Annotated in this window: 17 protein-coding genes; 1 reads left to right on the forward strand and 16 read right to left on the reverse strand. The window is 40.1% G+C overall.

All coding sequences use genetic code 11. From position 1 onward, the window contains the following. Nucleotides 1-585: 585 nt before the first annotated feature. The 9 genes from IJ535_RS09135 to pepF form a co-directional block, all read right to left on the reverse strand. Nucleotides 586-1,443 carry an undecaprenyl-diphosphate phosphatase gene (locus IJ535_RS09135; RefSeq protein WP_330619568.1) on the reverse strand — a complete coding sequence of 286 codons (858 nt, stop codon included), beginning with the start codon at nucleotides 1,441-1,443 and terminating at the stop codon, nucleotides 586-588. A 58-nt stretch (nucleotides 1,444-1,501) separates the two neighbouring features. Further along, nucleotides 1,502-2,182 (reverse strand): GTP pyrophosphokinase, encoded by a 681-nt coding sequence (locus IJ535_RS09140; protein WP_294290019.1) that lies wholly within the window; start codon nucleotides 2,180-2,182, stop codon nucleotides 1,502-1,504. A 147-nt stretch (nucleotides 2,183-2,329) separates the two neighbouring features. After that, a complete protein-coding gene (locus IJ535_RS09145) occupies nucleotides 2,330-3,694 on the reverse strand; it encodes an MATE family efflux transporter (RefSeq protein ID WP_294301629.1) in 1,365 nt (454 codons plus the stop codon). A gap of 28 nt (nucleotides 3,695-3,722) precedes the next feature. Next, a complete protein-coding gene (locus IJ535_RS09150) occupies nucleotides 3,723-3,986 on the reverse strand; it encodes a hypothetical protein (protein ID WP_294290001.1) in 264 nt (87 codons plus the stop codon). A gap of 27 nt (nucleotides 3,987-4,013) precedes the next feature. Then, entirely contained in the window at nucleotides 4,014-4,484 is a 471-nt protein-coding gene (locus IJ535_RS09155) for an HAD family hydrolase (RefSeq protein ID WP_294301632.1), read from the reverse strand. Between the two features lie 143 nt (nucleotides 4,485-4,627). Next, entirely contained in the window at nucleotides 4,628-5,434 is an 807-nt protein-coding gene (locus tag IJ535_RS09160; protein ID WP_294301635.1) for a TrmH family RNA methyltransferase, read from the reverse strand. Further along, entirely contained in the window at nucleotides 5,418-6,404 is a 987-nt protein-coding gene (gene pfkA, locus IJ535_RS09165) for a 6-phosphofructokinase (protein ID WP_294301641.1), read from the reverse strand. Before pfkA ends, IJ535_RS09160 begins: the two co-directional genes overlap by 17 nt. 157 nt (nucleotides 6,405-6,561) lie before the next feature. Beyond that, a complete protein-coding gene (locus IJ535_RS09170) occupies nucleotides 6,562-10,074 on the reverse strand; it encodes a DNA polymerase III subunit alpha (protein WP_294301644.1) in 3,513 nt (1,170 codons plus the stop codon). Nucleotides 10,075-10,292: 218 nt separating this feature from the next. Beyond that, entirely contained in the window at nucleotides 10,293-12,089 is a 1,797-nt protein-coding gene (pepF, locus tag IJ535_RS09175) for an oligoendopeptidase F (RefSeq protein ID WP_294301646.1), read from the reverse strand. A 123-nt stretch (nucleotides 12,090-12,212) separates the two neighbouring features. Between pepF and IJ535_RS09180 the strand changes: the two genes are divergently transcribed. Then, on the forward strand, nucleotides 12,213-12,575 hold the full coding sequence (locus IJ535_RS09180) for a hypothetical protein (protein ID WP_294301649.1): 363 nt from the start codon (nucleotides 12,213-12,215) through the stop codon (nucleotides 12,573-12,575). Here the strand turns inward: IJ535_RS09180 and IJ535_RS09185 are convergent, their stop codons facing one another. The 7 genes from IJ535_RS09185 to IJ535_RS09215 form a co-directional block, all read right to left on the reverse strand. After that, nucleotides 12,576-14,111, reverse strand: coding sequence for a DHH family phosphoesterase (locus IJ535_RS09185; RefSeq protein ID WP_294301651.1), 1,536 nt, complete (start codon nucleotides 14,109-14,111; stop codon nucleotides 12,576-12,578). A gap of 177 nt (nucleotides 14,112-14,288) precedes the next feature. Beyond that, nucleotides 14,289-15,407, reverse strand: coding sequence for a glycosyl hydrolase family 8 (locus IJ535_RS09190; RefSeq protein WP_294301653.1), 1,119 nt, complete (start codon nucleotides 15,405-15,407; stop codon nucleotides 14,289-14,291). A gap of 192 nt (nucleotides 15,408-15,599) precedes the next feature. Then, nucleotides 15,600-16,538: a carbohydrate ABC transporter permease gene (locus tag IJ535_RS09195; RefSeq protein ID WP_294301712.1), complete on the reverse strand. Its 939-nt coding sequence runs from the start codon at nucleotides 16,536-16,538 to the stop codon at nucleotides 15,600-15,602. 35 nt (nucleotides 16,539-16,573) lie between these two features. Then, entirely contained in the window at nucleotides 16,574-17,491 is a 918-nt protein-coding gene (locus IJ535_RS09200) for an ABC transporter permease subunit (RefSeq protein ID WP_330619571.1), read from the reverse strand. A gap of 73 nt (nucleotides 17,492-17,564) precedes the next feature. Further along, nucleotides 17,565-19,235, reverse strand: coding sequence for an extracellular solute-binding protein (locus IJ535_RS09205; protein ID WP_294301658.1), 1,671 nt, complete (start codon nucleotides 19,233-19,235; stop codon nucleotides 17,565-17,567). A gap of 160 nt (nucleotides 19,236-19,395) precedes the next feature. Continuing rightward, nucleotides 19,396-20,982 (reverse strand): response regulator transcription factor, encoded by a 1,587-nt coding sequence (locus IJ535_RS09210; protein ID WP_294301661.1) that lies wholly within the window; start codon nucleotides 20,980-20,982, stop codon nucleotides 19,396-19,398. Continuing rightward, nucleotides 20,982-22,589, reverse strand: a complete 1,608-nt coding sequence (locus IJ535_RS09215; protein WP_294301664.1) for a sensor histidine kinase — start codon at nucleotides 22,587-22,589, stop codon at nucleotides 20,982-20,984. Before IJ535_RS09215 ends, IJ535_RS09210 begins: the two co-directional genes overlap by 1 nt. Between the last annotated feature and the right edge of the window lie 2 nt (nucleotides 22,590-22,591).

Raw genomic sequence — 22,591 nt, forward strand, 5'->3', positions numbered from 1 at the left:
TAAGCATGCCTTCAATCCTCCTTAAAAAAGATGTCATTGCATACTCTCCCGAAAATCATTATATATTTATATATATATATATCAATTCAATTGGCTATTTATAACAATTTTTCAGCTGTTATTTATACATATTCGATATACAAGACTCCTATCCTTATTTCACAATAATATCTGTATAGATTTTCTGTCACATGATTCTCTGTGAAGCCTATGCTTTCGTTGACTCTGTGACAGAATCTCTTAAAACTTATATAGATTATGTCACTGGAAACTTCACAAACCCAGTGTTTTCGTTGGGCTTGTGACAGAATATAGGGCTTTGTAGGCATTTTCTGTCACAGGAGGGACGGAAAACCCACATTCTTCGTTGACCTTGTGACAGAAACTAGGACTTTGTAGATCTGCACTGTCACAAGAGGGGCAACAAACCCATATTCTTCGTTGACCTTGTGACAGAAGAACACCCAGCAGAGCTGCGAAGGCGCGAAATGGTAATAAAAAATGTCACAGCAGATATAGAAAAGCCATCTTTTCATATCTGCTGTGACAGAATAATTATCAATATTTAAATGCCAGACAAAAATATTAGCCAATTACCCCTACGATACCGCAGGCAAGGACGACGATACCGAGGACGATTCGATACCAGCCAAACACCTTGAAATCGTGCTTTTTGATATAGCCCATTAAGAACTTGATTACAAACATAGATACAACAAATGCAACTACCATGCCTACAAGAAGGATGGCTGCCTCCATGGCTGTGAAGCTGAAGCCGAACTTAAGAATCTTAAGAAGGCTGGCGCCAAACATAACAGGGATGGCAAGATAAAATGTGTACTCTGCTGCAACTGTACGTGACACACCAATTAAGAGGGCGCCGACGATGGTTGCTCCAGAGCGGGATGTGCCAGGGAAAATAGCAGCGATAAGCTGGAACATACCAATCAAAAATGCTGTTGTGTATGTGATATCTGCCACTGCATTAATCTTGGCGCTGTGGCCTGCTTTCATATTCTCAACTACGATAAATGCTACACCAAAAATGATAAGCATAATTGCTACTGTAGTGTAATTATAAAAAAGCGCTTCGAATAAATCATCCCAAAGAAGCCCGACAACAGCAGCTGGCACGCAAGACACAAGAATGTGGAACCAAAGAACAAAAATATCTGTCTTAACCCATGCACCAACACCTGTCTTAGAAAGTGGAGCCTGATTGTTTTTCTTACCGAATGGCCAAATCTTATTCCAGAAGATTAAAACTACTGCAAGGATTGCGCCAAGCTGAATTACTACCTGGAACATGCTGTAGAATTCCTCTGAAACATTAAGCTTAACTATTTCATCAAGAAGAATCATGTGACCTGTACTACTGATTGGAAGCCACTCTGTGATTCCTTCAACTACGCCAAATAATATGGCTTTTAATATTTCTAACATAAATATCCTCCATAAAAAATGAACTGCCGTAATACACGACAGTTCATATTATAGTATACTAGATATTTTCTTTCCAGTTATTTTTGTGTCTGCGCTCAGCCTTAAGCTTTTCTTCCTCCTCAAGCTTAGTCTGCATAATGGCGTTGTTAAGCTGAAGCATCTTGGTATCCATCATGGAAACAATCTCAGAACATTCACGCAAATCACGGCTGATATAATCTGGAGCATTACCCTCGAACTTGTAATAAATCTTGTGCTCTAGGCTGGCCCAAAAATCCATTCCAATAGTACGAATCTGTATTTCTACCTTTGTGTCTACAGTCTTATCTGAAAGATAGATTGGAATAGTAACGAGCATGTGATAGCTCTTGTATCCAGATGGCTTAGGATTCTTGATATAGTCCTTTATTGAAACTACTGTTACATCAGTTTGTCTTCCAATCATTTCTGCTATTTGATAAATATCAGATGTGAAGGAACAAACTATTCTTACACCGGCAATATCATTACAATGCTCTATCATATTAGGAATGGAGATTTCGTATCCATTCTTCTTAAGCTTTTTTACAATACTCTCTGGTGTCTTAACTCTTGTTTTGATGTATTCAATTGGATTATATTGATGCACCTGCTGAAATTCATCATTCAAAATCTCAACTTTAGTACGGAATTTTTTGATGGCTGATTCATACAAAAGCATGACAGTGTTCCATGAATTGACTCCGTCATCAGGAAACATACCAATATCCACTGTGAATCAGCTCCCCTTATTTACTCAATTATATTATACCATAAAATCACGCTAAAAATTATTAAGTCTTTGTTAAATTTACGAGGATAGGCGGCGGTATAGTTTTTTTATGCTCCCGAAAGCCATCTCCCGCCCCTACGAATGCCAAACGTGCTGGGTATCGTAGGCGTGGGTCCAATCCTGGGTAAGAAGCCATATCGTAAATACGATAGTTGAGCAAGCCCAGGTAAGAGGATAGCACCAGCTGATGGTAGTAAACTTAGGTATAAAATGAACTGCTATGGTAACGTAGACAATTCTCACTCCGCACCAGAAGGTGAGCATGGTAACCATAGGAATAATTGATTTACCAGCGCCTCGCATTACACCAGCGGCGCAGTGTGAGTATGCAAGCAGGCAATAGAAAAATGCAACTGTTGCAACCTGCATGTGACCATACAAAATATCATCTGCATCCTTAATAAATATACCAAGGAGCGGATCAGCAAACAGATAGAATACTAAGCCTATCACCTCTGCAAGAACAACTCCAACAACTAAACTAAAACGAGCACCCTGCTTTGCTCTATCGTACTTTCTAGCGCCAAGGTTTTGACTAATAAATGTAGGCACAGCCATGGAAATGCTGTTGATTGGAAGGAATACAAATCCTTCTATCTTGGCATAGGCCCCCATTCCATTCATGGCATGTGGACCAAATGCATTAATGTTCTTCTGCACCACAATATTTCCAATAGAGATTACTGAATTCTGTAGCCCCATAGGAAGCCCCTGTACCAGGATTTGCCTAATGATATGTGGATGCCAGATAAATATCTTCGAAAGCTTTACTCCTGTGTAATCAGTGATTCTAAGTAAGCGTATGAAGCATAATAGCGCTGATAATCCCTGGGAAATAACTGTAGCTGCTGCAGCGCCTACTACACCTGTGTGCAAATATGCTACAAAATATAAATCCAACACTACATTAATCACCGATGAAACAAGTAAATATATAAGTGGATGGAAGCTATCTCCCACTGACCTCATTATATTCATAAATGTATTGTACAAAACGATGGTAGAAATTCCGCCAAAATAAATCCTAAAATACTGTAAGCTATATGGCAGTACCTCTGCTGGGGTATCTATTATTCGAAGCATAACAGGAACAAATATTAAACCGATAACTGTAGCCACTGCAGAACAGATAAGTGCAAACAAAACATTGCTATGAATTGAATTAACAACATTTTCCTCATCCTTTGCACCAAAGTATCGGCTGATGATGATTCCACCGCCGGCGCCCATGCCGCCAAAGAATCCTACAATAAAAAAGCTTAACGCACCGCCAGAACTGATAGCAGCAAAAGCATTACTCTCTGCAAAATTTCCCACAACCCAGGCATCAGCTATGTTGTAAAGCTGCTGCAAAAGTTGACCGATAAAAAGAGGGATGCAAAACTGAATCATCCCCCTTACAATTGACCCATTTAACAAATCAACGGATTTTTTATTCATAAACACCTCTAATCCCACACATGGAAAACTAATCTTCTTCTATAACATGAATCTCTAAATAATCAAATGGGATATCATCCACAAAATTGTCGCTGCCAAATCTGGCCTTGCCATGACGCTTGAATTCCCTAATAGTTGAATCAAGCCATACCGGCTTACTTGTATCAAACTCATAACATGCCTTGTCTACAGCATTAAATATCTTATGGGTGCGAGTTTCATCAGACTCATCCTCCACCATAAAATCATGCAGCATGTGATTGTCTTTCCATGATTTAAACCATATACGCATAACATTATCCTCCAAGCATAATAACCTTTACCTAGGTAAATTCTTAATATGCTCTACCCTTTTAATTATTTTATCCTTCCATTCATCATCCTCTGCATCAAGCTGATATGTTTTAAAACCATACTGTGGTCCCATATTACATACAACATTTTCATCATCAATATGCAATGATATTCTATATCTGCTTGGCAGTTTTTGGGGAAGTATCATCTTATTATCCCTTTGCACTTCCTTCAGATGGCGCTGTGCATTTATTATGCCATCAAAATGAACCTTGTAGTGCTTAAACAAGCCTTTAATATACCTTTCTGTTCTAAATGAAGATGTGTAAACCCATACTTCATAGCCAAGACGTTGCAGTTCGTTTATAAGTTCCGGTGTTCCCAGTCTAAGTCTTTCCTTGTATATCAAATTAAAAGGAAAGCGCAGCGGTGCCTCTGTCTTGTGGGTCACAGGCGAAACAAACAGAACCTCATCTAAATCAAATGAGACTCTCATTTTTTCCTCTTGATTTTTCCGCTGAAATCTAGTTCCTATCATAACCCTAACTATCCTTATACATTATGTCCCTTAATACCTAATATAATATATCCATTCGCATAAAAAATAAATGCCAATTTGCATTGACATTTATCCTAAATCTATTTCCTCTGGCGATGTGTCTCGTACATTAGAAGGCTGGCTGCAACTGATGCATTTAGAGATTCTAACTGCCCCTCCATCGGAATCTTTAGGTAGCTTGTGGCAAGCTCTGAAATCTCGTCAGATAAGCCATTGCCCTCGTTACCTATCATGAAGGCTGTAGGCCCTGTGAAATCCATCTCATCATAATAGCGATAGCCTTTAAGATGGGCTGCATATACATCTACCCCGTATTCATCTTCAAGCTGCTTAATGGTAGCAGCAAGGTCTTGCACTATAATATGTGGCACTCTAAAAATACTGCCCATTGTTGAGCGAACTACCTTAGGGGAGTATAAATCTACAGAAGTGGAATTGATAATAATTCCTGTAGCGCCTGCCCCCTCTGCCGTACGGATGATGGTGCCCATATTGCCAGGGTCCTGCAATGTTTCTAAAATCACCACATGGGCTGGCTTCTTAGAGCCAATTCCAAGCACATCCTGAAGTGTGAAGTCCTGCATCCTAACAACTGCAAGCACACCCTGTGGTGTTACAGTATCGCACATGGATTTAAAGACATTCGCTGTAACCTCTTCAATGGAAGCTGAAGGAGCCTTTTCGATAATATCGTTAATGAACTCTTTGCCCTCTACTGAGGCTGCAAAACCCTCAATATAATAGACAGCAGAAAGAAGCTCTCCTGGAACCTCCAGGACAGCCCTGATTCCCTCAACCACAAAAAGCCTTTGAGCTTTACGCTCTCTGGCTTTTTTGTTAAGTGCAATTATGTTTTTGATCTGATTGTTATTAGTACTTGTAATCATTGTTCAAAGATTTGCAAATCTGATACTGATATTCGTCAACGTCCTTCTTCATAGCAAGTGCCTCGTCAATATCGAAATCAACAAACTCACCATGTCTGTAACCAACTACGCGGTTTGTCTTACCTTCGCAAAGAAGATCAACTGCCTTAGCACCCATTGTAGATGCGTAAACACGATCCTTACATGTAGGTGAACCACCACGCTGCATGTGACCAAGGATAGTAGCACGTGTCTCAATACCTGTGGCTGCCTCAATACGCTTAGCCATAGATGTTGAATGACCAATACCCTCAGCATTGATGATGATATGATGCTGCTTACCCTTCTTACGGCCTTCGATGATGTGATTAACAAGCTTCTGCTCATCATAATCATATCTTTCTGGAAGAAGAACATCCTCAGCACCGTTAGCAATACCGCACCAAAGAGCGATGTAACCAGCTCCACGACCCATAACCTCGATGATAGAGCAACGCTCGTGTGATGTAGATGTATCACGAACCTTATCAATAGCTTCCATAGCTGTGTTAACAGCTGTATCGAAACCAATAGTGTATTCTGTACAAGCGATATCAAGGTCGATAGTACCTGGAAGACCGATTGTATTAATTCCGAACTTAGAAATCTTCTGAGCACCCTTGAAAGAACCGTCACCACCGATTACTACAAGGCCATCAATACCAGCTGCGATAGCGTTCTTAGCAGCCTTCTCCTGATATTCAGGATCAAGCATCTCTAAACAACGAGCTGTCTGAAGAATAGTACCACCGCGCTGAATAGTTTCTGAAACGCTGTGAGCGTTCATATCTATAATTTCGCCAGATAATAATCCAGCGTATCCTCTTCTAATACCTTTAACTTTCTTTCCTCTTGCAATAGCCTGACGAACAACCGCACGAATTGCAGCATTCATACCAGGGGCATCGCCACCTGAGGTAAGAACACCGATTGTGTTTACCTTATCTGCCATTTTTATAAATCCTCCTAAAATGAATCCCTCTTCATAATAATTCCATCCTATTTTATCCTCTTTTGGCAACGTTTTCAATATATAACATGTAAAAAACTACCCCTATTCTCACAAATTTTTTGCTATTCTTCATAGAATTTGGGAATAGGGGCAGCTACTAATACCTGCGGCGTGTTTTTTCGAATTCAATCTTTTTATCCACAACCTTTACGTTGTCTTCACCGTATAATCCACGGAGAGTTGAAAGGTTATCCAAAGAAGCGGCCAGGCTGCAATTTGCGCCCATGCGCTTAACAGCCTTCTCTTCTGTAAGGTAAATAACAAGACTATCGTTACCGTCCATTTCACGGATTGTATCAAGAAGCTGGCCTTCACTGGCGCTATAAATATCTTTATTGGCAAACTGAATCCAGATTTCTCTAGAGCAATCATCAAAGGATTTGATGTCGTCACAAATAAGCTTAGCACCACGCTCATCTTCGTTTTGAACATGGCCCTTGATAAATACCTTGTTTCCCTCTGTAATGAGAGCGCGGGATTTCTCAAAACTGTTTGGAAATACGATAACCTCCAAAGCACCTGTTAAATCTTCGATATTTATAAATGACATTGCCTTGCCATTTTTTGTGTATTTTACAGTGGAATCCATAATGATTCCGCCCACTACAACCTCTGCACCATCCTTGATGCTGGCGTATGATTCCTCGCCGCTAAGTGCACCCTCATCATCTCCATCAGCATCTGACATAAATTCGCTGGCGTGGGCTGTAACATTTTTCTCTAAGATTGGGATGTAATCATCCAAAGGATGGCCACTTACGTATACTCCCATCAGCTCCTTTTCAAAGGCAAGCATAAGCTCCTTAGGGAATTCGTCTGCCTGTGGAAGCTGAACCTTAAGCTCTTCCTTTTGCTCGTCAGTGGCAAAATCAAACAGGGACATCTGGCCTTCCATAGTGTTCTTTTTGTTATGGCTGACAGAATCCATTATCTGCTGGTAGATAAGAATCTTTTGTCTGCGGTTGCCATCTAATGTATCTAAAGCACCTGCCTTAATCAGGTTTTCTACTGTACGCTTGTTGGCATCGTATTTGCTAACGCGGGTAATGAAATCCTCAAGATCACGGTAAAGACCGTTTTTCTCTCTTTCCTCTATTATAGAAAGGACAGTGCTGCCACCCACTGACTTGATAGCAGAAAGACCATAGCGGATGCTGCCATTATCAACAGAGAAATCAGCCTCTCCATAATTAACATCAGGTGGAAGGAGCTTGATTCCAGCCTCCCTACATTCTGCTATATATTCTGCAATCTTTGTACTGCTGTTAAGCACTGATGTCATCAGAGATGCCATGTACTCTAGTGGGTAATATTTCTTAAGGTATGCTGTCTGCACTGCCACGTAAGAATATGCAACAGCGTGAGATTTATTAAATCCGTACTCTGCGAAAGGCATAAGCTGGTCGAAAAGCCAGCCTGCATCTGCTTCACTGATTCCGTTTGTCTCAAAACATCCCTGCACGAAGGCAGGACGTTCTGCTGCAAGCTTATCCCTTTTCTTCTTACTCATGAATCGTCTTACATTATCGGCACGACCCATGGTAAATCCGGCACAGGTAGTCATAATCTGCATAACCTGCTCCTGATAAACAGGAAAGCCGTAAGTATCAGAAAGCACATCCTTAAGAAGTGGGAACTTCTCGATAAATGGAGACTGCTTGCCAGTATTCTTACATTCGATGATGTCAGGAATGAAATCCATAGGACCTGGTCTGTAAACTGCATTAGCAAGTACAAGGTCCCCGATGTGAGTAGGATTAAGTTGCTTTAAAAGTCCCTTCATTCCAGAGGATTCAAACTGGAATACACCCTCTGTCTTGCCATCAGCAAAAAGCTCCATTACAGCCGGGTCGTTATAATCTATCTCATGCATATCAAGCTTGATATTATAGTTTTTCTCCACCTGCTTGATAGTGTCACTGATAACAGTAAGGTTTCGAAGCCCAAGGAAGTCCATCTTAAGAAGTCCGATATCCTCGATTACTTCCTTTTCGTACTGGGTGATGATAACATCCCCCTTACCAAGTGCAAGCGGCATGTACTCTACAGTAGGCTTGCCAGAAATAACAACACCTGCTGCATGCACGCCAGTGTTACGTGGCAGTCCTTCCAAGCTTTTGCATATATCAAGGAGCTGGCGAACCTGGTCGTCACTTTCGTAAATTGCCTTAAGCTCAGGGCTATAGGCTAATGCTGTTTCGATTGTAACCTTTTTCTCAGGAATAGCATCTGGAATAAGCTTCTTGATGCTATTGGTAAAAGGAATTGGCAGCCCCATTACTCTTCCAACATCCTGCACCACGCTCTTAGGCTTAAGTGTACCGAAGGTAACAATCTGTGTTACGCAGTCATCACCGTACTTTTTACGGACATAATCGATTACCTCTTCACGGCCTTCCGGGTCAAAATCCGTATCAATATCAGGCATGGATACACGCTCAGGATTAAGGAAACGCTCGAAAACCAGCTTGTATTCCATAGGATCGATATCGGTGATACCTGTGGTGTAGCTGATAAGGGAACCTGCCGCAGAACCACGCCCTGGGCCTACAGGAATACCATGGGTTCTGGCATAATTAATGAAATCCCACACAATAAGGAAGTATTCCACATACCCCATTTCCTTAATGGTGTTAAGCTCATAAGTCAGACGTTCCTCGTAATCCTTAGCCTTTTCTTTATAGCGTTCCTTAAGACCATCAAAGCAAATCTTATTAAGATATGTCCAGGCATTATAGCCCTCTGGCACAGCAAAAGGAGGCAAGCCTGCAATGTGATACTGAATCTCAACATTACATCTATCTGCTATCTCCTGAGTACGATAAACTGCCTCCTTGGCATAAGGGAACAGCTCTAGCATCTCCTCCTCAGACTTAACGTAGAACTCCTCTGTTTCAAAGCGCATTCTATCTACGTCGTCAAGCCTTGCTGCTGTCTGAATACAAAGAAGCACATCATGGCTATAAGCATCCTCTTTATTGGTATAGTGGCAATCGTTAGTAGCCACAAGAGGAATACCAGTCTCCTTGGAAAGACGCAGCAAACCCTGATTAACATTTTGCTGTTCTGCAATACCATGATCCTGCATCTCAAGGAAATAGTTATTAGCACCAAAGCAATCCCTATACTGAATGGCAACCCTCTTAGCCTCTTCATAATCCCCACGATTTAAAGCTCTGGCTACCTCTCCTGCCAGGCAGGCAGAAAGGCAGATAATACCCTCGTGGTATTTCTCGATAGTTTCGAAATCTACACGTGGCTTATAATAAAAGCCCTCCACATAACCTACAGATACAATCTTCATAAGATTATGGTAGCCCAAGTCATTTTCTGCAAGCAAAATAAGGTGATAGTATCTATCCTCACCCTTTACCATTTCTCTATCAAATCTGGAGCCTGGAGCCACATAGACCTCACAGCCAATAATAGGCTTAAGGCCCTGGGCCATGCACTCATCATAAAATTTGGTTACGCCATACATGTTGCCGTGGTCTGTGATGGCGGCTGCGGTCATGCCAAGATCTAGGCACTTCTTAACATAAGACTTTATCTTATTAGAGCCATCCAGCAGCGAATACTCTGTATGTGTGTGTAAATGTACAAAACTCATTAAATACCTCTATAGTCCGCAAGCTGCAAACAAGTTATTTGAAGGTTTACATGCTCCCGCAGGGCACCCTCCATACCTAACCATGGGAGCCCGCCGGCGTGGGCCCCCACCCATGGTCAGGCATGGTGCCTCCCTGCTCGCGCTTGCCAAGGTTAGGTATAACTTGTTTTCATCTTGCTCATCTAAATTTACTACTTTATCATCGACGATTTACGAAATTAAACAAGAGTCGAAAGTTCGTCGACGATGGTGCCCATCTTGCGAAGGGCGGCTTCGATTGGGGCTGGGGTGGTTAGGTCAACTCCGGCAATCTTAAGAAGCTCAACTGGGGCATCGGTACAGCCTGATGAAAGAAACTTCTTGTAACGGGCAACTGCTGGCTCACCCTCAGTAAGTATCATGTCTGCAATGGCTACTGCTGCACAGAAGCTGGTTGCATACTGATAAACGTAGAAATTGTAATAGAAGTGAGGAATACGTGCCCACTCGTATGCAATTTCATCGTCTGAAATCATATCTGGTCCATAATAACGTGCGTTTATGTCCTTATATAGGGACGAAAGATTTTCAGCGTTAAGGCTCTCGCCCTTTTCTACCATTTCGTTTGTGATTTTTTCAAATTCTGCAAACTGTGTCTGACGGTATACTGTACCCTTGAAGCTATCAAGATAGTGATTAAGAAGATAAGCTCTCTCTTTTTTGTCAGTGCAGTTCTTAAGTAAGTACTCTAATAAGAGGATTTCGTTACATGTAGATGCAACCTCAGCAACGAAAATCTTGTAGTGTGAGTAGATAAATGGCTGTGCTTCATTTGAATAATGGCTGTGCATGCTGTGGCCCATTTCGTGAGCTGTTGTAAACATATCATCGAAGGTATCGTGATAGTTTAAAAGCATGTATGGGTGAACACCGTATGCTGTGTCAGAATAAGCTCCACCCCGCTTGCCCTTGTTCTCATATACATCAATCCATCTGTTTGCGAAGCCTTCCTTAAGAAGTGCAACATAGTCATCACCTAACACTGAAAGAGCCTTGCAGATTGTCTCCTGAGCCTCCTTGTAGGTTACCTTCTTTGCAACATCTGCAATCATAGGTGTGTAGATATCGTACATATGAAGCTCATCTACGCCTAAGCACTTCTTACGAAGAGATACATAAGCGTGAAGCTTATCCAAGTTAGCGTTTACAGTCTTAACTAAGTTATCGTAAACCTCTGGTGATACGTTGTTTGCATCAACAGCTGCCTTACGATTTGATTCGTAATTTCTAACGCGAGAATAGAACATACGCTGCTTAACTTCGCCACTGTAAGCTGCAGCAAATGTATTTAAATAACCTTTCATTGTGCCATAGTAAGCCTTGAAAACGTTCTCTCTAACGTTTCTGTCAGCTGACATCAAAAATGGAACGAAATTACCGTTTGTAAGAGCTGACTCTTCACCGTTTTCGTCCTTCACATTAGGGAATGTAAGGTCGATGTTTGTGAATGCTTCATATACTTCTCCAGGTGTGTTTGACATTTCTGCTGTCATGGCAACAACCTTTTCAAGCTCTGCTGATAATGTGTGAGCCTTTAATCTAACGATTTCCTTAATCTCCTTTTTATAAAGCTCAAGTCCGGCTTCTTCATTGTAGAACTGCTCTAGCTTTGCGCTGTCGCAGGCTAATATTTCTGGTGTGATAAATGACAAATCTGATTCCATTTTTGCATACAATGAAACCATTTTCTGGTTCATGCTTCTATGCTTAGAATTGCCCTGATCTTCATCAAAAAGTCTTGCTGAATAAAAATATGCCTTCTCAACCTTCTCTTCTACGAAAGCTGTCTCCTCTAAAACCTTAAGAAGAGTATTTGCGCTTTCGCAAACCTTGCCTGCAAACTTTGTTAGTTCTTCAAGCTTATCGTTAACAAGCTTTACATCAGCTTCCCATAATTCCTCTGTTTCATATACGTCATTAACATTCCAGGTATCTTCAACCTTTACCTGGTCTCTAGACATTAATTCCTTTGCCATTATTCTTCCTCCAATAATTTATTCTCTTAGTACAATCTTTCAATATTTTATCACAGATTCTTCAAAGATACATTGTATTCTATTAATACTAGTTGGTAAATTTTTATTATTTAGGAGGTTGCCATGGCAGGAAGAGAAGATCTTATCAAAGGTTTAAATGAGGCTATGAACGGAAGTAAGGCAGATGAGCTTGGTCGTCAGTTTTTTGCTGATACAAATACCCTTAAAACTGGCGCTGCCGGTGGCAATGTGGAAGTGAGTGTTCTTGTCTCAAAAGCAGAATTTGCCCGCATCGCAAGCGGCGTTGTTAAGTATCATGTTACTGATAGACGTGGTATTGAAGATGGCAATGATATTACATTTAACGAAGTGGAATCTGATGGATTTACCCAGACAGGCCACAAACTCACAAAAAGGGTACTTGATGTTAAATCTTATTTGCAAGTCCCTGGCCTGAAGGATGGTTTTTCCATTGTTTCTTTCTAACTAGATTAAATCAAAAATCTTATGGAAGATTTCACGTTCGAAGATGAATATCTCTGATGTGTTATCTTCCAACACACCTATATAATCGCCAGGCTTACCAAGTAGGTACTTCTCAGTATCATGCTTTGTAAATACCTTGGTTCTATTGTTTAATTCCTTAGCAAACATCATACTATCGCCTGCAGTGAGACAGCTGTGGGCGTATGGTATGAGCTCTAGTATCCTGCCATCTTCATCACTTCGGATTGTAGGAATATATTCTCCAGGATAAATATACTCAGATGAATCTTTTTCAAAATACTTATCGAACTGGGATTTTGAGATAGCAGAAACTTCTCCTCGTATTCCTATTACGATGATAGTATCTTCCTCTACCTCTACCTTAACATCTCCTTGAATGGTACGAATAACCGCCTTAGCTCCAACAGGCAATACATCTGTAGCAACAATGTAGCCTGCCTTTAAAGATTTTCTTGCATAGCGCTTCATGCCAGACAAATCCATCTCGTACTCAGTAGCATAAATAATCTCATTATTATAGAAGTAATCCTGCATTCTACTTCTGAAGAACTGCTGAATAGATGGTGGTGTGTAATCAAGCTCCTGTATCTCAAGCAGCCTTCTTTGGATGGAACCACCGGCCTTGACGGTATGGCCGCCACCATTTCCTACACCTTCGCAGATAAACTGAGCCAGCTCGTCTGCCTTAACTTCCTTGACACAGCTTCTAACAGAAATCTTAATGCTACCCTCATGGATAGAATAAACCAGGCAGCACTCAACATCCTCAACCTCTAGAAGCATATCTGAAATGATACCCAGCACATTAGGGTCACATGGATCAGTCTTAACTATTGCGTAATGATTGTCCCTGTAATATTCTGAGCCAAGCAGTGCTATTCCTGCAATGCGAAGCTCCTCCTGGGAGATGTTGGAGTTCTTGAACTTAGTGATGATGGATGAGCTAAACTTAAGCTCATCTCGCATATCCATGTCTATAGGATGATGTAACTCTGAGAAATTATTACTATCGGTAAGAAGACCATAATAAAGGGCCGTAGAAAGCTTAATATCAGCATTAACATCTATCCCTTCAAGCTTTAGCAAATCCCACACTACTGTGGCACAGCTAGCCTGATAGCTCCTTACCTCGGAAAGCTTAGGAAGAGGACCTTCCACCTGATGATGGTCGATAATAGCAATATTCTTTGCAGTAAATTTTTGGATATTGCCTTCTAAATATTGGCCGTCCACTGTAATAAGAAGGTCTGGGAATTCCCCTTCCTTAAGACCAAGCAGCTTAGCCAATTCATCCTGTGTCTTAACATAATCAACATCTATACCAAGGTCGGCAATCATAAGCTTTAGATTGCTCTTGGCTATCTCAAAATTACCGCCATAAACAAACCTGACATTCTTGCCATTATCCCGTAAATATTTTAAAACAGCAAAACCAGATGCAAGTGCATCTGCATCTGGATTGTTGTGACATTGCACTATAATATTGTCAAACTCTAATAATTGGGAGAGTCTCATATTAATCCTCCGAAATATCTAATTCGTTATATATTATAACAATTTATAAAATTATATTCTATTAGCGAATTGACTTATGTTTTTAACAGTGTCATAACAAAGGTGGGCAATCTGACCAACTAATCTTTTTGCATTAAAAAAGCCACCGGCTATATCCGGTGGCAAAAGAAATCTTTATTAATATTTTTTGTACTTACCGCTTAGAGCAAGCATGGCAAACATATACAGACAGTTGTCGTAATATCTGCGCTCTCCTGTTCTAAGAGGGGTGTTCCAAAATTCTTCGACAGCAGCAAGGGCGTACTCTCCATCCGCTGCCAAGCTCGCCTGGGCGATGGTGGCAGTCAAGCCAATTGGATGAAGGGCTGTGCCCTCTAATATAGTGCCGTCGATTTCATATATACCTCTGTTTTTATCAGAGGGAAGAGTGAAGAAGAAGCGTTGTAAATTATTTGCAGTTTCCCTGCAAAATCTATCAAAATCGGAATCCTTTGATTCCCACTCATAAGCTAATCCTATGTTTGCAATGGTGCGATATGCGTCACTATAGAACCAATCGTGACGTCCACCAAAATGCTCATGGTCAGGATATGGCTTTCCATCATAGTAGCTATATTCTGCTGAAAGACCTGTAACGGGATGGCAAGCCTTCTTTAGATATTCTCTACTAGCCTTAGCTGCTGTTTTCCAGAATAACCTATCCTCTTCATAGCAGTTTTCTGCAAACAAATCATAGAAATGTGGCAGATGGTAAGATGGATCTGTAAAATCCAGTCCTGGAACGAACTTGATTAGCCCGTCATCTGTCCACATGTTGTGTCCACCATAAAGTTCTTCATGATGGATGCATGTCCTAAGCAACTCTTTTGCCTGATGGCTATAGTCATAAATACCTTCACCATCGCCCCATCTGTGGCTGGCAAAAATAAGTGACATTGCAAAAAATTCCTCTCCGTCAGGAGCTGGTCCAAAAGCATTTTTATTTCCGTCAGTTGCCACTGACCAAGCGAAGTATCCTTTATTTTCTCCCTCATCCAGATACATCTTTGTCATTGCCCAGTTCCAAAGCTGGTCGAATTCTTTTTTCTTGTCTAGCTGGACACACATCATCATGCCATAAGAAATTCCCTCAGTACGGGTGTCGTTGTTACCCGTGTCTATAAGAAATCCCATGGTACCGTCAGCCGTAGTACCATAAAAGTTATTGGCTCCGTAAAAAATCTCGTTAAATGTCTCTTCTACGCGAGCATCTATCTCAGCCTGAGATTTTCCAATCTCTAAAAAAACATTACGCATATATAGTCTCCAAAGCCCGCATAATCTTGCTGAAGTTAGTCCGCATAATCTTACGTTCACAAGCATTAATATTCCTCACTCGACTTATGTCTCGTTCGAAAAATTAATAGCTTGTTAACTAGATTATGCTCACCTAAGGGCTTTATTGCTTCTAAGCAAGATTATGCTCACTTAAATTTTATAATGTATATATTATTCCTTTACTCCACCTAACGTAAGTCCGGTTACGAAGTAACGCTGAAGGAATGGGTAGATACAAATGATAGGAAGCATTGTAATAATTGTAGCTGCGGCTCTTACAGAAGTAGGGGTTACTGTTCCTGTAGAGTTCTTCATTGACTCAGCTGATGCGCTCTGGTTTGTAACTGATGAAAGGAGCTTCATAAGCTCGTACTGTAATGTTGTTAAATCGCTACGCATTCTGTTATAAAGCATTGCATCGAACCATGAGTTCCACTGTCCTACAGCCACGAAGAGTGCAACAGTTGCATAAACTGGCTTGCATAATGGAGAAATGATTTTTAGGAAGATTGTAGTATAGCCAGCACCATCAAGCTGCGCAGACTCTTCCAAACTGTCAGGAATACCTCTCATATAGGTTCTTATAACTAACATGTTAAAGGCAGATAACATTCCAGGTACTACATAAACAGCAAAGCTATTTGTAAGCCCGAGGGATTTAAACAGAAGAAAGGTTGGAATTAATCCACCATTAACATACATTGTAATTACCCAAAACAGTGACAATGGCTTAGCAAACATAAAGTTCTTACGGCTAACGATAAATGCAAGAATTGCATTTGTTACAAGAGCAAGTAATGTACCAATGACTGTTCTTGCAACTGTTACGATAGCACCAGCGATAAGGTTGTCCTTCTCAAGTACTGTCTGGTAGTTCTTCCAGGTAAATACACGTGGTACTAAGTGAATTCCACCACGAAGTGCATCTGTACCATCATTAAGTGAGATAGCAAGTGTATTTAACACTGGGTATAAAGTAATTATTACGAATAAAAGCATGAAGATTCCATTGCAAATTCTAAAGGCCAAATCTGGACCAGAAATTTTCTTGTGTTTTCTTCTTGTGTTTGTTTTTTCTAAAGTGATTGATTTAGTTTTAACAGCGCTCATAGTTTTCATACCTACTGAATCCATTACTTTCCTCCTTAGAATAATCTTTCTTCACCATGTCTCTTAGCAATATTGTTAAATATTACAATGAGAATAATTGATACTAAGCTCTTGAAGATACCAGCTGCTGTACCGATTGAGTAGTCACCCTGACTGATACCCCACTTAAGTACGTAGATATCAATTGTCTGTGATACGTTCTGTACTAGACCATTTCCAAGTAAGTACTGAATTTCGAAACCTGCATTAAGAACATTACCTACATTCATAAGAAGTAAAATCATAATTGTCGGCTTAATGCCTGGAAGTGTTACGTTTTTGATTTTTGCCCATCTACCTGCACCATCGATAGCTGCTGCTTCATATAATGAAGGGTCGATAGATGTAATAGCTGCCAAATATATAATTGCATTCCAGCCTGTTTCTTTCCATACGTTTGCAAAAGCAACAATTGGCCAGAAGTATTTCTCGTGTGCAAAGAAGTTGATTGGTTGATTGATAAGATTAAAGTGAACCAATACTTCGTTAATAATACCTGTTCCAGAAAGTGCATCGTGCAAGATTCCTGTAACGATAATCCATGAAAGAAAGTGTGGTAAATATGAAATTGTCTGTACTACCTTCTTACCACCCTGAGTAGTAACTTCGTTTAGTAAAATGGCAAATACGATTGCCATGATAAATGTTGCTGCAAGGTTAATAACACCCATTGCAAGTGTGTTTCTAATTACACGTAAGAATGTAACATCTGAAAATAGTCTTTGGAATTTTTCAAGTCCGATAAACTGTGAATGTAATAAACCTGTAACTGGTTTGTAGTTTTGGAAGGCCATCAGCCATCCTGCTAGGGGTAAATAATGGAATATTACACCATAGATTACAATTAATCCTGACCAGATTAAAAGTACCTTCTGATGTTTAATATCAGCCATTGTAATTGCTTTTTTGTTCATGATTTCCTCCCGATTTAAATATAAAAGAAGTGCCATTAGAGGGCTCTCAAATGGCACTTCTAATTATTAAAGATTACTCATATTTAGCTGCTTCTGTGATTCTTCTTTCAAGCTCTGTCTGCATTTCTGCGATGAAGTCTTCCGGCTTACACTTACTGTATTCCTTCATGTACTCATCCCAGCCCTTCTCAAAGTCATCAGCCATAACTACCTTTGGAAGATACTGGTGCTTGATTTCACCCATCATTGTCCAAGCTGTACCACCTGGTGTAGATGTTGTCATTGTGCTTGAATATGTATACATTGGATACCATGGACCTGGTGCTGGAGATGTACCAAGCATCTCTACATATGTCTTAGCTCCATAAGCATCGAAGCACTCCTTAACTGTATCAGCAAGTCCATCATAGAACTCAGCTTCCTGACCAGCTGGCTTCATAGCGTTCTTACCATCACGGCTTGTTCCATCCCACTGTGGGAAGTATGAATAACCGCAAGCGTGTGATGCCTTGTAAGCTGTATCAGCTGAACGAGCTCTCTGCTCTTCTGTGCGATAGAACATACCATTCTCATCTACGTTGTAATCAACACCTTCAACGCCCCACATTCTGAGGTTGTGAACATCCTGATCAAGAAGATCATTTACAAACTGAAGTGCACCCTCAACATCCTTACATGATGTTGTGATTGCAAGACCTGAAGATACATTAAGAACTCCGCCTGAGTTGTGCCACTGGTTCTTCATGCCCTTCTCAATTGTGATTGGAAGTGGAACATACTTGCAGCCTTCGTCTTCAAGACCAGCTGTCTTGATAGCATCTTCTGCTGTGTATGCGAAATCCCACCACTGGTCAATCATACCGAGAACACGACCAGATGAAAGCTTAGCAATATACTCATCATAAGTCTGTGTGAATGACTCAGGATCAACAATACCCTTCTTGTACTCCTCGTTAAGCTTCTGGAAGTACTTCTTAGCCGTTGGTGTTGTGTTATAATCGATGATTTCCTTCTTCTCTGGATCTACGATAACAGAACCATCATTTGGATATCCATCAAGGAACTCTGGCGCATTCTCAAGACAGAAGTATCTCCAATCCTCGCAAAGGATTGTGTAAGGGATATTCTCTGTACCATCTTCCATTGTAGGATTTGCTTCATTGTATGCTTCGATTAAGTCGAAGTACTCATCCATTGTTTCAATCTTTGGATAGTTAGCCCACTTAAGAACTCTTGTCTGAATCCAGAAAGCTTCGTCGTTGTGTGTACAAACTCTTTCTTCACCATAGATGTTAGAGAACTGTGGAATCCAGTAGATATGTCCGTCGCTCTGACGAAGCTGATCCCATTCCTGCTCTGTAAAGAATTCTTTGATATTTGGATACTTGTCAATATAGTCGTCAAGTGCTACAAGAGCGCCTGCTTCGTACATCTGAACTGAACCATTACCAGCCTCAACGAAATCTGGATACTCGCCACCAGCGATAAGAGTACCAATTGCCTCTTCAGCTGTCTGACCTGTAAGCCATGTCTCCTTTACCTTACATCCAGTCTTCTCAGCGATGATTTGCTGAATCTCATTGTCATCGTTGATTTCTGAACCAGGTACTGCAAAGAATGCTGTAAATTCTTTGATACCATCCTCATTAACTGCTCCGCCGCCAGCTTGTGTTTTTCCACAGCCTGAGAACATGCCAGCAAGCATTGAAGTAAGAAGTAAGGCACTTACCATTTTCTTCTTCATAAATTATAAACCCTCCTTTTATTGTCACAGGACTTTGTGTCCTCTTTGATAATGGTATTGTATGACAAATTTGTGAACTAAACACCCAAAAAAGTATAGATTAAAGGGGGAGAAAATTTAAACTTTTCCCCGGGTAAAAATTAAAGGTCTAGCCATTCGGCTAGACCCCCATGTTTTTCTTATATTTAGTTGGCGTACAGCCATTGGCTTCAATAAACTTGTTGACGAAATAGTCCACATCCTTGTAGCCTACAGCCTCTGCAACCTCATATATTTTCATATCGCTTTTACGAAGTAAACGTGATGCTTCCTCAATACGCTTCTCATTAAGATAGTCCTTGAAGGAGCAACCATACTTCTTGCGAAATAGCTGTCCTAAGTATGCAGAATTAATAAAATATTTTTCTGCCAAATCTTTAAGGGTAAGATTGCTTGCAAAGTTTTTCTTAATCTCCTCTTCTATATCACCTAAGACACCCTTGGATACGTTTTTACGAAGCTGTGCCAAGTACTCCCCATAAGCGTATGCCATTCTACAAAGGTGAGTTTTGCCGCCTCGTCTGATTCCCTCTTCCGATGTGCTCTCGGAAATCATACGAAGGATTTCCTCCTGGTTAACCTCGCTATCAAGCTCACTGGCAAGATGTATCAGCTGGAACAGCAGGTAGTTAATGTTAAGATTCATGGTGGATTCTGTAACACCAGTATTTTTCATTTCACTGTAGAAGTCATCTACCTTCTCTCGGATTTCCACATGCTCACCCTTTTCTATTGCATCGATAAGAGCATCTAATTGCTTTTTACAAATAAGGATTCCTGAATCAGTCACCTTGTATTCCTCTTCGTAATAGTAGAGCTTTTTCTTTTCTCTGAAGCCCTGAAGGGAACGAAGCATATTGGCTGTTCCATAGGATTTAGATATATTCTTAATTCCAGACACGGTCTTACCCACAAGCACTGTTGCAGATAAATTCGTATTTACGATAATGTAATCTAGAAAATCTTCTATATATTCCTTCATGGTCATCTGCATGCGATGTCCCATCGACTCTGTATAGATAAATCCCAAGTCATATACTTTTTCACTATCTGACACATCCATGACGCACAAATCAGCATCGCTTTTTAGGAACTCGGTAGCTGCTGCATATAGTTTCTTTAGCTGTTCCTTCTTTTCATCATCGGAATAGTCCTCAGATAATGTTTCCTCATCAAGCTGCACCTCCAAGTAGCACATTTCTTCATCAATATTGATTTTATCTGAGAGATATTCTATGTTGCCCTTATCAAACTTGCCACTCAAAAGAGCCATTAAATTTCTATCAAGATAAGCCCTTTCTTTTTTAGCTCTGTCCTTATCCCTGGATTCCTTTTCTGTATTAAGTTCGGATACTTTTCTAAGAATACTTAATAACTGATCCTTTTCTACCGGCTTCAAAATATAATCTGTACAATTATATCTAAGGGCTTCCTGTGCATAATTAAATTCTGCAAAACCGCTGAGGATTACAAAATAAACATCACTATGCTTTGTTTCTCTAAGCTCTTTTAAGAGCTCCAGCCCTGTCATCACTGGCATTCTAATATCAGCAATAACCAAATCCACCGGACTGTAATTAATAAAATCTAAAGCTTCCTTTCCATTGGTAGCAGTATGGATTTCATATCCTTCTGCCTCCCAATCAAGCAATAGCTTTAACCCCTGTAAAATAAATGGCTCATCATCAACTAGTAATACTTTTAACATTAAATCACACCTTCTAATTTATCTGCAGGAATACAGATTTGTACCAAAGTACCTGTACCCCTTTCGGAATCTAAGTCAAATGTTACTGAATTGTCAGTAATCATTTTAAGTCTTAGGCACGCATTAACCACACCAACTCTGCCTTTTTCCTTAAGCATTTCGATATTGGCGCTTCGCATTTTCCATAATAATTCTGTTGCTGCATCCTCTGGAATGCCATTGCCAGTATCTTCTATTTCTATGGTAACTGTAGAATCGTCCCTTGATATTCTAACAAAAATCCACCCCGGTGTAGTCTTACTTTCTATTCCGTGTACAACTGCGTTTTCCACAAAAGTTACTAAAGTAAGCTTAGGTATCAACAATTTTCTACAATCATCATCTACATCTATCTCAAAAGATAGTCTATCACCAAATCGATATTTTTGCAGTTTCAAATAGGCCTCTACAAACTCAAGCTCAGTCTCTATATAAATGTTATCCTGCTGCCATTCAGTGTACTGACGTTGAAGCTTTGCCAGGCATTCCACCATCTGAGCAGTTTCATTTTCCTTTTTTAGAAGAGAATGCATTCTTATGCTTTCTAGCGAATTAAAAAGGAAATGTGGATTAATCTGGCTATGAAGTGCTAGAAGCTCCGCGTTCTTTTTGGCAACCACTGTTTCCTGCTCTCTTAATTTGTTCTTATATGTAGTATGCATCAAATCACTTACAAAAAGTGGCAATGCAATATTCACAAGAAGCATGAAAAGTAATTGGCCCCATCTGTTTTTAAATATATACCAAAAACTGGTTGGCGCACCCACAATCTTTAGTTGAAGCTCCTTACCGTAAGCCTCAAAATTCTGAGTGTAAGATATATCATGAAGATTATCTACGGATGTGTAATCTTTAGCAACATTACTGTATTTGCCATTAGACATAAGTATATAGTCATCATCGCAAATGTACGCCCTAAACTCATAGTTTAGATTCTCTAGCTCCTCCACGAACTGAGCGTAATCAATCTCTATTAACATAACATTTGGTGAATTATATTCATAGTAATTTAATCTCTGGAATAAATATATAGTTCTTAAAATAGATTTATTGGGTCCTATTTTTGTATCAAAATACAAGCCTTTTTTTAAGCCTGAATTCATTACGTAGTTATACCAATCTGTTCCCTTAGCCTTATCGATATTTTGAAACTCTGCACCATTTATTATTGTGTCATTATCGGTATAAATCTTAAAATCCATTCCTGACTGGCTTGTAACCAAATGCAACAGAGTATCATCAAAGAATTGTCTATATGAATTGTAATAATCTAACCCTGATTCGTAATTGTCATGTATAAACCGATCGACATACAGGCTGCTGTAAATGGCACTACCCAATTTAGCAGCCTGGTCAACCTGATTAAAAAATGTATAGTGAATTGCGTTAGCTTCGTTTTCTAAATGATGTCTACGAACAGTTTGCTCGGTATTATAAATAGATGTCAAAATCAAACTATCCGAAAGGATAATTGGAATCACAACAAAAATAATATACAAAGCTATAAGTCTTCTTCTACTTACTGTTGGATTGAATCTTCCTTTAATTTTAGAAAAAAGCTTAAACATTT

The sequence above is a fragment of the Pseudobutyrivibrio sp. genome, from assembly GCF_017471675.1.
In the GTDB taxonomy this organism is placed as follows: domain Bacteria; phylum Bacillota; class Clostridia; order Lachnospirales; family Lachnospiraceae; genus Pseudobutyrivibrio.

Bases quoted from the DNA above. Each gene is read 5' to 3' on its own strand.
- IJ535_RS09135 (WP_330619568.1), bottom strand. From the start codon at position 1,443: ATGTTAGAAATATTAAAAGCCATATTATTTGGCGTAGTTGAAGGAATC.
- IJ535_RS09140 (WP_294290019.1), bottom strand. From the start codon at position 2,182: ATGTTTCCTGATGACGGAGTCAATTCATGGAACACTGTCATGCTTTTG.
- IJ535_RS09145 (WP_294301629.1), bottom strand. From the start codon at position 3,694: ATGAATAAAAAATCCGTTGATTTGTTAAATGGGTCAATTGTAAGGGGG.
- IJ535_RS09150 (WP_294290001.1), bottom strand. From the start codon at position 3,986: ATGCGTATATGGTTTAAATCATGGAAAGACAATCACATGCTGCATGAT.
- IJ535_RS09155 (WP_294301632.1), bottom strand. From the start codon at position 4,484: ATGAGAGTCTCATTTGATTTAGATGAGGTTCTGTTTGTTTCGCCTGTG.
- IJ535_RS09160 (WP_294301635.1), bottom strand. From the start codon at position 5,434: ATGATTACAAGTACTAATAACAATCAGATCAAAAACATAATTGCACTT.
- pfkA (WP_294301641.1), bottom strand. From the start codon at position 6,404: ATGGCAGATAAGGTAAACACAATCGGTGTTCTTACCTCAGGTGGCGAT.
- IJ535_RS09170 (WP_294301644.1), bottom strand. From the start codon at position 10,074: ATGAGTTTTGTACATTTACACACACATACAGAGTATTCGCTGCTGGAT.
- pepF (WP_294301646.1), bottom strand. From the start codon at position 12,089: ATGGCAAAGGAATTAATGTCTAGAGACCAGGTAAAGGTTGAAGATACC.
- IJ535_RS09180 (WP_294301649.1), top strand. From the start codon at position 12,213: ATGGCAGGAAGAGAAGATCTTATCAAAGGTTTAAATGAGGCTATGAAC.
- IJ535_RS09185 (WP_294301651.1), bottom strand. From the start codon at position 14,111: ATGAGACTCTCCCAATTATTAGAGTTTGACAATATTATAGTGCAATGT.
- IJ535_RS09190 (WP_294301653.1), bottom strand. From the start codon at position 15,407: ATGCGTAATGTTTTTTTAGAGATTGGAAAATCTCAGGCTGAGATAGAT.
- IJ535_RS09195 (WP_294301712.1), bottom strand. From the start codon at position 16,538: ATGAGCGCTGTTAAAACTAAATCAATCACTTTAGAAAAAACAAACACA.
- IJ535_RS09200 (WP_330619571.1), bottom strand. From the start codon at position 17,491: ATGAACAAAAAAGCAATTACAATGGCTGATATTAAACATCAGAAGGTA.
- IJ535_RS09205 (WP_294301658.1), bottom strand. From the start codon at position 19,235: ATGAAGAAGAAAATGGTAAGTGCCTTACTTCTTACTTCAATGCTTGCT.
- IJ535_RS09210 (WP_294301661.1), bottom strand. From the start codon at position 20,982: ATGTTAAAAGTATTACTAGTTGATGATGAGCCATTTATTTTACAGGGG.
- IJ535_RS09215 (WP_294301664.1), bottom strand. From the start codon at position 22,589: ATGTTTAAGCTTTTTTCTAAAATTAAAGGAAGATTCAATCCAACAGTA.